The sequence below is a fragment of the Mesorhizobium sp. WSM1343 genome (genome assembly GCF_055901535.1).
In genome coordinates, this window is sequence record NZ_CM148370.1 from 3662534 (window position 1) to 3675264 (window position 12731).

A 12731-nucleotide genomic window follows, 5' to 3' on the forward strand; every position below is an offset into this window, starting at 1 on the left:
ATGGATCAGCGCGTAAAATCCGCCCCGCATGAAATCCGGCGGGCACGGACAGACAATCCGAAGACGCGCGAGCGTGATCTGGCTGCCCATCTCGGCATTTCGGAAGCCGAACTGATCGCGGCGCATTGCGGCGACGGCGTCGTCCGCATCGAGCCGCGCGTCAACGATCTTCTGACCGGCCTCGAGGCCGTCGGCGAGGTCATGGCGCTGACCCGCAATGAAAGCGCGGTGCACGAGAAGATCGGCGTCTATGACAAGGTCGTCACCGGCACCCACAATGCCATGGTGCTTGGCGAAAACATCGACTTGCGCATCTTCCCGAAGGTCTGGGCGCACGGCTTTGCCGTCGAGAAGCGCGACGGCGACGAAATCCGCCGCAGCCTCCAGTTCTTCGATGCGGCAGGCGAGGCCGTGCACAAGGTGCATCTGCGGCCGGCCTCCAGCCTCTATGCCTATCAGAAGCTGGTCGCCGCGCTCGAATCGTCCAACCAGGAACCGACGGTCGACATCTCGGGGCCACTCCCCGATGACGAGATCCATGGCGACGAAGCGGCCGCCAATCTCGACGATCTGCGTGACCGCTGGAGCCGGCTGACCGACGTGCACCAGTTCTTTGGTATGCTGAAGACGCTGAAACTAAGCCGCCGGCAGGCGGTGCGCCTGGTTGGGCAGGACTATGCCTGGCAGCTCGACAATGAGGCGGTCCGGGCCATGTTTCATCATGCCGCGGAGGGCGAGATGCCGATCATGTGCTTTGTGGGAAACCGCGGCTGCATCCAGATCCATTCCGGTCCGATCAAGTCGATCAAGCCGATGGGACCATGGATCAACGTGCTGGACGAAACCTTCCACCTGCATCTGCGCACCGACCACATCCACGAGGTCTGGGCCGTGCGCAAGCCGACCAAGGACGGTCATGTCACCTCGCTCGAGGTCTATGACGCCGACGGCAAGATGATCATCCAGTTCTTCGGCAAGCGTCATGAAGGCGAAAGCGAGCGGGACGACTGGCGCTTCCTGGCGGAAAACCTGCCGCGCATCCCAAACCCGACCGCAGCCTGAGAAAAAATGCTATGAGTGTTTTCCCAAGATTGTCGGCTGTGCGCGAATTTATTTTGGGGCCGGTGATCGGTCTCTCCATGGCTGCTATCGCACTGCAACCCGCCAGCGCCGCGGATGGCACGGCCGTGTTTGCCGATCCTTCAAAGATCGTGGCCATTGGCGGCTCGATCACCGAGATCGTCTATGCTCTCGGCCAGGAAAAGCATCTGGTGGCACGCGATTCCACCAGCCGGTTCCCAAAGGCGGCGCTTGAGCTGCCCGATGTCGGCTATATGCGCGCGCTGTCGCCGGAAGGTGTGCTGTCGGTCGACCCGACCGGCATCCTGGCGCTGCATGGCAGCGGCCCCAAGGAAGCAGTCGATGTCTTGAAGAAGACGAGCGTGCCGTTCATCGAGGTGCCCGAGCACTACAGCCACGAAGGCATTCTGGAGAAGGTCCGCATCGTCGGCAAGGCGCTCGGCGTCGACGCCAAGGCCGAGGTGCTGGCCAAGGAGCTCGATGCCAAGCTCACGGCCGCCGAGAAGCAGACGGCTTCGATCAAGGAGCGCAAGCGCATCCTGTTCGTGCTGTCGATACAGGGTGGCAAGATTCTGGCGGCCGGCAGCGAGACCGCCGCCGACGGCATGGTCAAGCTGGCCGGCGGCGTCAACGCGGTCGAGGGCTTTTCCGGCTACAAGCAGATGTCCGACGAGGCGATCATAACCGCCCGGCCGGACGTGATCCTGATGATGAGCAATGCCGGGCCTCCGGTTTCGGACGACGAACTGTTCGGCAATCCGTCGATCGCCTCCACGCCGGCCGGAACGGCGCACAAGCTGATCCGCATCGACGGCGCCTATCTGCTCGGCTTCGGGCCGCGCACGGCTGATGCCATCCACGACCTCGCTGTCTCGCTTTATGGCGGGCAGGTCACGGACTGAGCAGGCAGATCATGGTCGATCAATCGATCGCCGGCCCGGTGATGGCAAGCGTATCCGAAGGCGACCGGTCGGGCCGCGCCCGCATCGTCATCCTTCTGCTGTGCCTGGGGCTCGCGACTGCCGTTTTTCTGTCGCTGACATCGGGGGCTTCGGACGCATCGGTCGCCAACGTCATCGGGGGCCGGCTGTTCGGCGCAGTGCCTGACGACGCCGCGTTGAGCGCCCGCGACAGCCTGATCGTCTATGACATCCGCCTGCCGCGCGTCATCCTCGGCATGCTGGTCGGCGCGGCGCTCGCCGTCTCCGGCGCGGTCATGCAGGGGCTGTTCCGCAATCCGCTGGCGGACCCCGGCCTGATCGGCGTCTCGGCCGGCTCCAGCCTCGGCGCGGTTGCCGTCATCGTGCTCGGCGCGACGATATTGGCTCCGGTGACAGCCTTGCTCGGCACGCTTGCCCTGCCGCTGGCGGCCTTCTGTGGCGGGCTCGCCACCACGCTGATGCTCTATCAGGTCGCGACGCGGCGGGGGCAAACCTCGGTTGCCACAATGCTGCTCGCCGGCATCGCGCTGGCGGCGCTCGCCATGGCGCTGACCGGCATCCTTATCTTCATGGCCGACGATCGCCAGTTGCGCGACCTGACCTTCTGGCAACTCGGATCGCTCGGTGGTGCGACCTGGGCGAAGATCGCGTCGGTAGGGCCGATCATCGTCCTGGCGCTGGCGGCGATGCCGTTCCTGGCACGCGGCCTCAACGCGCTGGCGCTTGGCGAGGCGACCGCCGGCCATCTCGGCATTCCGGTGCAGCGGCTGAAATACACGGCCATCGTCGGCGTCTCCGCCGCGGTCGGCGCATCCGTCGCCGTCAGCGGCGGCATCGGCTTCGTCGGCATCGTGGTGCCGCATCTGCTGCGCCTGCTGATTGGTCCGGACAATCGCTATCTGCTGCCGGCGTCGGCGCTGCTCGGCGCCTCGCTGCTGCTTCTGGCCGATGCGGTCGCACGCACCATCGTTGCGCCGGCCGAACTGCCGATAGGCATCGTCACCGCGGTAGCGGGCGCGCCGTTCTTCCTTTGGATCCTGCTGCGCAAGCGCGGCGTGGTTGATTTGTGAGGCTTGATGATCGAGGCAAAGGATGTTTCGGTTGATATCGCCGGCAAGCCTATCGTCAGTGGTGTCGATTTCCACGCGCGGCCCGGCGAGATCGCCGCCATCGTCGGCCCCAATGGTTCGGGCAAGACGACCTTCCTCAAAGCGCTCTCCGGCGAACTCGCCTATACCGGCCGCGTTGCCCTCAACGGCCGAGATCTCTCGACGATGAAGCCGGCCGAGGCAGCCGTCCATCGCGCGGTGCTGCCGCAGGCGACGATGCTGTCGTTCCCGTTCACCGTGCGGGAAGTGGTCAAGCTTGGTCTTGTCGGCGGCCGTTCGGGCGCCTTGCCGGGCGAGGATGCGCGGCTGCCGGAACGGGCGCTGGCGCGTGTCGATCTCGACGGCTTTGCCGGCCGTTTCTACCAGGAGCTTTCCGGCGGGGAGCAACAGCGCGTTCAGTTGGCGCGCGTGCTATGCCAGGTCTGGGCGCCAGTGCTCGACGGCAAGCCGCGCTTTCTGTTCCTCGACGAGCCAGTGTCCAGCCTCGACATCAAGCACCAGCTGATCATCATGAACATTGCCCGCGACTTCGCCAGAAGGGGCGGTGGCGTGGTCGCCATCCTGCATGACCTCAATCTGACGGCCATGTATGCGGAGCGGATCTTCGTCATGCATCGCGGCCGGCTGGCCGCCGCCGGATCGCCGCGGGACGTGCTGAGCGATGATCTGATCGAGAAAGTGTTCGACTGCCGGCTCAAGGTCGGCGTGCTGCCGGCGGGCAATATGCCGTTCGTGCTGCCGCAGTCGGCGGTCTATTGATATTCAGGTGAGGCCGGGCCTGCGAATGGCGGTTTCCTGCGCTTCTCCCGCCAGTTGTCGAAGTCGGCGCCGCCCCTCATTGCCCTGCCGGGCATTTCTCTCCGCAGAACGGGGAGAAATACGCTAGGCAGCCGGGGCGCGGCGCTCCATCAGCATGTCGATGCCGAGCAGGTTGCGTACATTCGGCCGCGCCGCTACCAGATCGGCGATCGTATAGCGGGCGAGCACTGCGAAAAACGCATTCAGGGCCTCGCGCAGCGCCGAGTTCAGCGCGCAGCTGTCGACGAGCGGGCATTCGGCGGCATCGTTCTCGAAGCATTCGGCCATGGCGAAGCTCTCTTCCGTCACGCGCACGACATCGAACAGGCTGATGGCTTCGGCCGCCCGGCCAAGCTTGACGCCGCCATTCCTGCCACGCACGGTCTGGACGAGGCCGTGCTCGACCAGCGGCTGCAGGATCTTGAACAGGAAAAGCTCCGACACCGAATAGGCGGCCGCGATCTCAGGAATACGGCTCAATCGGTCGTCATTTGCCGCGCAATACATCAAGATGCGCATGGCATAGTTGGTCTGGCGCGTAAGCCGCATATTGTCCTCACAAGGCACTGGGGCGGTGCAACCCACGCCAGATCTGGAAATTTTGCTGATGCGGCTTTGACCCGAAATTCCGGATTCGCCACATTGGCCAAGGCGGAATATGGCCTATACCTTGGAATAATTCCAGACTAGCTTGGCGCGATAGATGAATTTTCTCCTCAACTTTGTGTGCGCAGCCGGGCAAGATGCCGGGCGAAACCGGCTGTCGCGGGTATTCGGCCGTCGGAACACTAGATAGGCTGAGATCGACGAGGAGCGGCTCACCCATGTCACAATCGGCTTCGCCCTTGACGCCGGTCCGTTTCGATGCCGAAGCGGATGCCAAGCTTTCCGCGTTGCGGCGAACGAAATTCCTCGCGGCGGCCGCGCTGGCGCTTTGCGTACTGGTGTTTGCGCTCGCCAAATCGTTCGAGCACATCCATGCGTGGCTCGGCTTCGTCGCTGCCTTTGCCGAGGCGGCGACCATCGGCGGCCTCGCCGACTGGTACGCGGTGGTGGCGCTGTTTCGAAGGCCGCTGGGGCTGCCGATCCCGCACACCGCCATTATCCCCGAGAACCAGAACCGCATCGCCGACAATCTCGGCCGCTTCATCGAGGTCAACTTCCTGGCGCCCGAACCGGTGCGTGAAAAGCTTGCCGAGGTCGATTTCTCGGCACTCGTCGCCGATTGGCTGGCCGATACGGAGCGCGCCGCCGGCCTGTCGCGCTTCATCGTGCGGCTGGTGCCGCAGACGCTTGCGGCGATAGAGCAATCCGGCCTGCGCGGCTTCGTCACCAGCCGCATGCTCGAACAGATCGAAAAGGTGCCGCTGGCGCCGCTGGCCGCCGAACTGCTCTCGGCGCTTACCGATGATCGCCGCCATCAGAAATTGTTCGACGAATTCACCAAGGTGATCGGGCGGTTCCTCAATGACGAAAAAGCGCTGGCAACGATGCGCGAAAAAATCCGCGAGGAACTGCCGTCGCTGTTCAACCTGTTCCGCGCCGACGCCTATCTCCTGAAGAAGATCGTCGCCTCGGCGGGCTCGCTGCTCGACGAAGTGAGGGCCGATCCCGACCACCCGATGCGCGCCGAATTCGACGGCTTCGCCCAAGGCTTCATCGATAAGCTGAGGACATCGAAACAATACGCCAAACGGGCCGAAAAGCTGAAGCGCGACTTCCTGGGCCGGCCGGAGGTCAAGGGATTGGCCGGCGACATGTGGGCAAGCCTCAGCCAGTTCATCGAGCAGGATGCCAAGGCGCCGAATTCGGTCATCCGTGCGCACCTCGCCAACATGTTCGTCGAGGTCGGCCGGCATCTTGCCGGCGATGCGCAGATCCGGGCCGACATGAACCAGGGGTTCGTGGTGGCGCTGGCGTCGTTCGTGGAGAGCCAGAAGGCCGGCGTGTCGACATTCATCGCCGACCAGGTCAAACGCTGGGACCTCGCGCAACTGACGCGGCTGATCGAGATGAACATCGGCCGGGACCTGCAGTACATCCGCTTCAACGGCATGATCATCGGCGGCCTCGCCGGTGTCGTGCTCTATGTGGCCGAGCGGCTGTTCCTCGTGAATTGATGCGCGGCCAGACTGGCGCTCATTCCTCCGCGTCCGAATGGACTCACGGCACGCGAGTGTTATTCTCCATCCGAGGGTGCCCGCATCCGCGGCAAAGGGGAGCAAACAAGCATGGCAAAACAACCGGAATCCGATTCCTTCATGGACATGTTCGGCAGGTTCGGCCGCGACCTGAAGGTGCCGAATGTCGATGTCGAGGCGATCCTCGCCCATCATCGCAAGAACCTCGAAGCGCTGGAGAAATCGGCACGAGCCGGTGCCGCCGGCGCCACGTCGCTGTTGTCCCGGCAGCGCGAGATGCTGCAGGATACGCTGCGCGAGGTCACCGATATGGCGCAAAGCTACAGGGCGCCGGGCAATCCGCAGGAACTGATGGCCAAACAGACGGAGTTTGCCAGAAAGTCCTTCGAGGCCGCGTTGAAAAATGCCGGCGAAGTGGCTGAACTGGTCAAGAAATCCGGTGCCGAATCGGTCGACATCCTGCGCACCCGCATCAAGGAGGCGATGGAGGAAATCCGCGCCGGCTACGAGAAGAAGTAGCGGATGTGGCCGGGACCGGTTCATGGCTGCCGGCCGCCCTGAAGCCCGGAAAGCCCGAGTTGGCCTGCGACTGCGCCGGCGGCGTGGCTCGATTGCGGCCGAGATCGACGGAACGGATTCGCGTAGAGCGAATTGACAGAGGCCGTCAGTTCGTGGTCCGGAGGCTCTGGAAGCGATCGGGAAACCAGGAATGAACGAAATACGGCCTAAAACGCCGCCTACCTACGAGCAGTTGAGGACGATGGCCGGGCTGGAACTCGGCGTGTCGGAGTGGACGACGGTCGACCAGAACCGCATCGATCAGTTCGCTGAATGCACCGGCGACCATCAATGGATTCATGTCGACCCTGAAAGGGCGCGGCGGCAAAGCCCGTTCCGCACGACGATCGCGCATGGCTATCTGACGCTGTCGATCATCGGCGCGCTGGCGCTCGGCATGGGCATCGTGCCCGAGAATACGCAGGCCGCCTTCAATTATGGCTTCGACAAAGTACGCTTCCTGGCGCCGGTCAGGGTCGGCGCCCGCATCAGACTGCGCATCACGCTGCTGTCCATGGAGGACAGGGGCCCGGGCCAGTATCTGATGAAGGCGGCCAACACGGTCGAGATCGAAGGCGAGGAAAAGCCTGCCTTGACGGCGGAAACGCTGGTCATGCTCTATGAACGCCGCAAGCGGGCAGGTGCCTGAGCCTGTTTGGAAATTCTACTCTCTGAGCGGTGTGCGCGTCACGAAGCCCTGGATTCTGGGCGGCCTGTGGCGCGGGCCGAGAGCAGTGCGAGGAACAGCGCAGCCAGCGCCAGCACCGTCGCCGTCTGAAAGGTGACCTGCATTCCCCGGGCGGCGGCCTCGGAACTCAGAAGACCAATGCCTTCGTGCCCTTCGGCCGATGCGACGGCGAATATAGCGCCCATCAACGAGGCGCCGGTGATGAGCCCGAGATTGCGCGAAAGGTTGAGCAGACCGGAGACGACGCCGCGCTGACCCGCGTCAACACCGGTCATGACGGCTGCATTGTTCGACGTCTGGAACAGCGCGTAGCCGATGCAGGTGACGGTGATCGCAACGACATAGCCGGCAATGCCGAATCTGGTCACGGCGAGCGACAGCAGGAACGTGCCTGTCGTGAGGCTGAGCAGGCCTGCGACCATCATCCTATGAGCGCCGAAGCGGTCGGTCAGGCGTCCGGCCACCAACGCCGACAAGGTCGAGACGAGCGGGCCGGTCGACAGCACCACACCCACCATTGCAGCATCCAGCCCGAGCCCGCGCGACAGGTAGAACGGAGCCACCACCAGCGTCGCCATCATCACCGTGGCGACGACGAGGCTCATGGCGAGACTGGCACTCAGCTGAAGATCGCGGAAGCTGGCAAGCCGGATCAAGGGGTTTTTCACTCTCGCCTGCGCGGCGGCGAAAAGAAAAACGCCGGTGCCGGCGGCGATCAGCAGGCCGATTTTGAGCGTGCCGAAATTGCCTCTGCCCAGCGTCATCGCCAGCGCATAGGCGGCCAACGTCAGGGCCAGCAGGGCGGTGCCCACGACATCGAACGTGCCTCGGTCGAGCCGCGCGGTTTTATTGCGTGCCGGCAGGGCACGCCAGGCAAGAGCGAAGGTGAGCACTCCCAGCGGGACATTGACGAGGAAGATTGCCCGCCAGCCGAAGCCGGTGATCAAAAGGCCGCCGAGCAAGGGGCCAAGTGTCGTGCCGATCGCGGACATGGCGCCGAGCAGGCCCATGGCGCCGCCGATTCTGTCTTTGGTCACGGTTTCGGCGACGAAGGCCAGCGTCAGCGCCATCATCAGCGCTGCGCCAAGTCCCTGCACGGCGCGTGCGGCAATCAGCAGCCAGAGTGTCGGCGCCAGGCCGCAGAGCACCGATGCGGACGTGAACAGCGCGATGCCCCCAAGCAGCAACGGTCGGCGCCCGAACATGTCGGCCAGCCGGCCGGCGCTGACGATCAGTGTGGTGATGGCGAGGAGATAGGCCAGAACAACCCATTGCACGGCCTGGAACGTCGCGCCGAAATTCTGCATCAGCGACGGCAGCCCGACGCTGGCAATGCTGGTTCCCAGCGACGACAGCAGTGTGGCGAGCGACAGGCTTGCCAACGCCCAGCCGGCGGATTGCATCCGTGGTGGCGCCGATGTCAGCCCGTCCGGATTTTGCTCAGCGATTGCCACGGCGGTCTCCTTCCATCAGTCCCACAACCGGAACTGCTGGAGATCTAGTTCCTTGGCCAATGTGGCGGAAGGCGCAGCATTTGCATCTTATTCGTGCGTTTGGCGCCATATCATGTCATGATCTGCCGATGACATCACCCGATCTCAACTTACTGTTCGCTCTCGACGTCCTGCTGACCGAAGGCAGCGTGGCGCGCGCCGCCAGCCGCCTACGCCTCAGCCCTTCGGCGATGAGCCGCACGCTGGCGCGACTGCGCCAGGCGACGGGCGATCCGCTGCTGGTTCGCGTCGGTCGAGGCCTTGTGGCGACGCCGCGTGCGGAAGAACTGCGACAGCAGGTAGGCCGTGTCGTCCAGGATGCGGAGGCGATCCTGCGCCCTGCCACCTTGCTCGATCTCCCGAACCTGGACAGGGTCTTCACGCTGCGCACCAATGAGAGCTTCGTCGAAGAGTTCGCACCTCGTCTCGTTGCCCGTATCCAGGCCGATGCGCCCGGCGTGCGGCTGCGCTTTGCACCGAAGTCCGACCGGGACGTCATGTCGTTGCGCGACGCGGCGATCGATCTGGACATAGGCGTCGCTGGCGAGACCGGCCCGGAGGTGCGCATCCAGGCGCTGCTTCGCGACCGCTTCATCGGCGCCGTGCGAACGGGCCATCCCTTGACCGAGGGCGCGGTGACGCCTGAGCGCTATGCCGCAGGCCGACACATCAGCGTTTCACGGCGTGGCCGCGAGAAAGGGCCGATCGACGAGGCTTTGAACCGGCTCGGGCTGCGGCGGACCGTCGTGTGCATGGTTTCCGGTTTCTCGGCAGCCCTTGCCATGGCCCGCACATCAGACCTGATCGCCAGCGTTCCGGAGCGGCATACCGAGGGCGCACGCGCCGGCATGCGCAGTTTTCCCCTGCCGGTTGCCACCGCGGAAGTCACTATCTCCATGCTCTGGCATCCGCGCCTCGATGCCGATCCGGCGCAACGCTGGTTGCGCGACTGTGTGCGGGAGGTGTGTGCGGCGTCGCGCTGACAACGATGAGAAGCCTGAGCCAACCGCCCAGGCTTCTCATCTGTCCAGTCTATTCGGTTTGGCGTTTCTGCAAATGCCTCAGTGCGCTTAGTGTGAGCGTCGCCATGACCGAACAGTAGGCGACCAGCGGCCACGCCGTGTCTCCGCCGAGCAGGACGACGAACAACGTGCCGAGGATGCCAACGACAAGGCTCTGGATGCAGAAGTAGAGTGCGACTGCGGTTCCCGCGACATCGCCAAACGCCTCGAGTGCACCGTTTGCGGTGACTGAGACAGTGAAGACGATACCCACGGCAACGACCCACATCGGCAAGATAAATGTCGCGAAGGACGGCTGTGCGAACAGTTGCCCCACTGCCAATAGCGCCGCGCCGAACAGCAGCATCGCCATGCCCCTGATGGCACTGCCGGCGATGCCCCAGCTTGCAATGAACCTTCTGGCGAAGCGGGTGGTGACGATCATCACCAGCGCCGCGGTGGCGAAGGCTAGACTGAAGCCGAACTGTGAAAAGCCGGCCCGATCCATGAGCACCCGTGGCGCAGTCGAAAAGAACACGAAGAAGGCGCCCATAGCGGCACTGAATGCAAGCGTGTAGGTCCAGAAGGCAAGACTGGAGAGAATGGGTCGAAGCGCCATTCGCCTGGTATCGCCATTCGAGGGGCGGGTTTCGTGCCATTTCGGCCATGCGTTGAGGGTAGCTGCCGTGGCCAGGACTCCGAGCGTCAGGAGGATCGCCCGCCAGCCGAAATTGTCGGCAATCAACGCACCGGCAACCGGCCCCAACGCCGGCACGAAAGCCAACATCGAGCTGAACAGGCCGTAAATGACGGCACTTTCGGGTCTTTGCGCAAGACGTCGCGAACCGTTGCGAAGGTTGCAACGAGAATGGCGGACGCACCAATGGCCTGCACGACGCGCAGGACGACGAAGACAGCGGCCAGCGAGGTGCTGGCGAGCAGAAAGGAAGCGCCTGAAAACAAAAGCGCGCCACCGATCAGCACCGGGCGCCTGCCGATCCTGTCGGAAATCGGGCCGAAGACGACTTGGCCGAGCCCAAGACAGATCATGTAGAGGCTCAGCGTCAGCTGGATGACATCAGGCGATGTCTCGAGGATCCCCGGCATCGCCGGGACAATCGGGAGGTAGATGTCCATGGCCAGCGAGGCCAGTATGTCGAAGGGCGCCATCAGCACCATGGCTGCTGGCAGGGAAGTGGTCCATGTCGGGTTTTTTGGAAAAGGCATGATTGAACATCCGCTCAAATGGCTACATTTGGCGGCGATCTGCCGTTCTCACTGAAGATGGGAAATGACGGGCCGCCGCAACAACGAAGTGCTGTTGCGGCCTACTTGTCTGCTGACTTGCTGGTTCCCATAAACGCTATCCCGGAAAATGACGGCGCAGACATTCTCTCGAGTGCGCTCGCGTTTCCCTAGCAGCCGAAGGTTGCCCAGGCAACAGGATCAGCTTGATGCGCGTCAACGCGCCATCGCCGCCTCGAGCACCCTGAAAATCCGCTCGTCCGTGCATTGGGCAACGTTGAAGCGCAGGAAACGGCCAGCCGTTCCGGACAGGCTGAATGCGTTGCCGGGCGCCAGCACGATGTTGTCGGCCAGCGAGCGGCGGGCGACTTCGGCCGCATCGACGCCGTCCGGCAGGCTGCACCACAGGAAGAGGCCAGCCGGCTGGTCGATCCACGGCGTGATGCCGATCGCTTTCAGGTGGGCGGCCGTCTCGCCCATGGCGCGCGCAAGCTTCGCGCGCAGCAAATCCATGTGCTTGCGGTAGCTGCCGTCCTTCAGCAACGTCAGCACCAGTTCGGCCGCGAGCCGGCCGCCGCCGAAGGTCGTGGCGATCTTGAGGTCGGTCAGGGGCTCGATCCAGTCGCGCGGTGCGGCGATGAAGCCGCAGCGAACCGATGCCGACAGTGTCTTGGAGAAGCTGCCGATATGGACAACGCGGTTGAGACCATCGAACGCCGCCAGCCTGGGGGCGGGCGCATGTTCGAAATCGGCGAAGATGTCGTCCTCGACAATGGTCAATTGCGATTGATCGGCGAGTTTCAGCAGCCGGTGCGCGGTGACTGGCGACAGCACCGCGCCGGTCGGATTGTGGATGGCGGAATTGGTGATGTAGAGGCGTGGCCGATGCTCGGCCAACGCCTGCGCGAACAGATCGATATCCGGCCCCGACGGCGTGTAGGGAACGCTGACGACCTTGGCCCGGTGAGCGCGCAACAGGGCGTGGAAGTTGAAGTAGCAGGGGTCGTCGACCAGCACGGTGTCGCCGGGCTCGATCAGGAACCGGCACAGGAGGTCGATGGCCTGCGTGCCTGATTCCGTCAGCATGATCTGCTCGGGCGAGGCCTCGATGCCATGCCCGGCCATGCGCCGCGCCAGCAATTGCCGCAGCGGTGGCAGGCCGAGCGGCGTGCCGTAATCGGCCAGTGCGACATCGTCGGCACGCGCCACCGTGCGCAGCGCCCGGCGCAGCCCTGCCTGTGGCATCCATGAAGCGGGCAGCCAGCCACAGCCGGGCTTCAGCATGTCATCGCCGGCCTCCAGGGACTGGCGCGAGATCCAGAGCGGATCGACGGCGCGGTCGAGGCGGGGGCCGATTTCGGCCAGCGACAGCGGCGCCAGCGATCCGGCGGCATAGAAGCCGGAGCCCGGCCGCGAGCGGATCGCGCCTTCGGCGGCGAGCCGCTCATAGGCTTCGACCACGGTGGATTTGGACACTCGCATGGATTTGGCAAAGGCGCGGATCGACGGCAATTGCGCTCCCGGCGTCAGGCTGCGCGCCGCGATCCGCTGGCGGATCGTCGCCATGACGCCTTCGACCAGCGTACCGCCGCTCTCGCTTCCTGTAGTCTGCTTGTCCATCCGTACTGCTCTGCTGACCATGACAGTTTTGCATAATTGTACCGCATTGTCTCTGGC

At 64.1% G+C, this 12731-nt stretch carries 11 protein-coding genes and 1 pseudogene; 8 read left to right on the forward strand and 4 right to left on the reverse strand.

Annotation, left to right across the window (positions count from 1 at the left end; genetic code table 11):
- The 4 genes from AC0NIL_RS17735 to AC0NIL_RS17750 are packed head-to-tail and all read left to right on the forward strand — an operon-like array spanning window position 1 to window position 3889.
- Window positions 1–1062 carry a hemin-degrading factor gene (locus AC0NIL_RS17735; RefSeq protein ID WP_013531241.1) on the forward strand — a complete coding sequence of 354 codons (1062 nt, stop codon included), beginning with the start codon at window positions 1–3 and terminating at the stop codon, window positions 1060–1062.
- Window positions 1063–1073: 11 nt separating this feature from the next.
- Window positions 1074–1982, forward strand: a complete 909-nt coding sequence (locus tag AC0NIL_RS17740; RefSeq protein ID WP_013531242.1) for a heme/hemin ABC transporter substrate-binding protein — start codon at window positions 1074–1076, stop codon at window positions 1980–1982.
- Window positions 1983–1993: 11 nt separating this feature from the next.
- Window positions 1994–3091, forward strand: coding sequence for a FecCD family ABC transporter permease (locus AC0NIL_RS17745; RefSeq protein WP_013531243.1), 1098 nt, complete (start codon window positions 1994–1996; stop codon window positions 3089–3091).
- A gap of 6 nt (window positions 3092–3097) precedes the next feature.
- Window positions 3098–3889, forward strand: a complete 792-nt coding sequence (locus AC0NIL_RS17750; protein WP_013531244.1) for a heme ABC transporter ATP-binding protein — start codon at window positions 3098–3100, stop codon at window positions 3887–3889.
- A gap of 123 nt (window positions 3890–4012) precedes the next feature.
- Here the strand turns inward: AC0NIL_RS17750 and rirA are convergent, their stop codons facing one another.
- Complete coding sequence (rirA, locus tag AC0NIL_RS17755) at window positions 4013–4477, reverse strand: iron-responsive transcriptional regulator RirA (RefSeq protein ID WP_013531245.1); 465 nt, start codon at window positions 4475–4477, stop codon at window positions 4013–4015.
- 275 nt (window positions 4478–4752) lie between these two features.
- Here rirA and AC0NIL_RS17760 point away from each other — a divergent pair, with 275 nt between their 5' ends.
- The 3 genes from AC0NIL_RS17760 to AC0NIL_RS17770 all read left to right on the forward strand — a co-directional run bounded on the left by AC0NIL_RS17760 (window position 4753) and on the right by AC0NIL_RS17770 (window position 7276).
- On the forward strand, window positions 4753–6048 hold the full coding sequence (locus tag AC0NIL_RS17760) for a DUF445 domain-containing protein (protein WP_013531246.1): 1296 nt from the start codon (window positions 4753–4755) through the stop codon (window positions 6046–6048).
- Window positions 6049–6159: 111 nt separating this feature from the next.
- Window positions 6160–6588 carry a phasin family protein gene (locus AC0NIL_RS17765; RefSeq protein WP_024503818.1) on the forward strand — a complete coding sequence of 143 codons (429 nt, stop codon included), beginning with the start codon at window positions 6160–6162 and terminating at the stop codon, window positions 6586–6588.
- A gap of 190 nt (window positions 6589–6778) precedes the next feature.
- A complete protein-coding gene (locus AC0NIL_RS17770; RefSeq protein WP_013531248.1) occupies window positions 6779–7276 on the forward strand; it encodes a MaoC family dehydratase in 498 nt (165 codons plus the stop codon).
- 38 nt (window positions 7277–7314) lie between these two features.
- On the opposite strand, the gene AC0NIL_RS17775 is transcribed toward AC0NIL_RS17770, so the two are convergent.
- The gene (locus AC0NIL_RS17775; protein WP_473573076.1) at window positions 7315–8769 is read right to left on the reverse strand and encodes an MFS transporter; all 1455 of its coding nucleotides are present in this window, start codon (window positions 8767–8769) and stop codon (window positions 7315–7317) included.
- 128 nt (window positions 8770–8897) lie between these two features.
- On the opposite strand from AC0NIL_RS17775, the gene AC0NIL_RS17780 reads away from it, so the two are divergent.
- Window positions 8898–9791 (forward strand): LysR family transcriptional regulator, encoded by an 894-nt coding sequence (locus tag AC0NIL_RS17780; protein ID WP_473573074.1) that lies wholly within the window; start codon window positions 8898–8900, stop codon window positions 9789–9791.
- A gap of 49 nt (window positions 9792–9840) precedes the next feature.
- On the opposite strand, the pseudogene cml reads toward AC0NIL_RS17780, so the two are convergent.
- Both cml and AC0NIL_RS17790 read right to left on the reverse strand, forming a co-directional pair.
- Window positions 9841–11036 (reverse strand): annotated as a pseudogene (cml, locus tag AC0NIL_RS17785) (CmlA/FloR family chloramphenicol efflux MFS transporter).
- Window positions 11037–11270: 234 nt separating this feature from the next.
- Window positions 11271–12674, reverse strand: coding sequence for an aminotransferase-like domain-containing protein (locus tag AC0NIL_RS17790; protein ID WP_473573073.1), 1404 nt, complete (start codon window positions 12672–12674; stop codon window positions 11271–11273).
- Between the last annotated feature and the right edge of the window lie 57 nt (window positions 12675–12731).

Coding starts and splice junctions, on each gene's coding strand:
- AC0NIL_RS17790 (WP_473573073.1), bottom strand. CDS start 12,674: ATGGACAAGCAGACTACAGGAAGCGAGAGCGGCGGTACGCTGGTCGAA.
- rirA (WP_013531245.1), bottom strand. CDS start 4,477: ATGCGGCTTACGCGCCAGACCAACTATGCCATGCGCATCTTGATGTAT.
- AC0NIL_RS17780 (WP_473573074.1), top strand. CDS start 8,898: ATGACATCACCCGATCTCAACTTACTGTTCGCTCTCGACGTCCTGCTG.
- AC0NIL_RS17760 (WP_013531246.1), top strand. CDS start 4,753: ATGTCACAATCGGCTTCGCCCTTGACGCCGGTCCGTTTCGATGCCGAA.
- AC0NIL_RS17765 (WP_024503818.1), top strand. CDS start 6,160: ATGGCAAAACAACCGGAATCCGATTCCTTCATGGACATGTTCGGCAGG.
- AC0NIL_RS17740 (WP_013531242.1), top strand. CDS start 1,074: ATGAGTGTTTTCCCAAGATTGTCGGCTGTGCGCGAATTTATTTTGGGG.
- AC0NIL_RS17770 (WP_013531248.1), top strand. CDS start 6,779: ATGAACGAAATACGGCCTAAAACGCCGCCTACCTACGAGCAGTTGAGG.
- AC0NIL_RS17745 (WP_013531243.1), top strand. CDS start 1,994: ATGGTCGATCAATCGATCGCCGGCCCGGTGATGGCAAGCGTATCCGAA.
- AC0NIL_RS17735 (WP_013531241.1), top strand. CDS start 1: ATGGATCAGCGCGTAAAATCCGCCCCGCATGAAATCCGGCGGGCACGG.
- AC0NIL_RS17750 (WP_013531244.1), top strand. CDS start 3,098: ATGATCGAGGCAAAGGATGTTTCGGTTGATATCGCCGGCAAGCCTATC.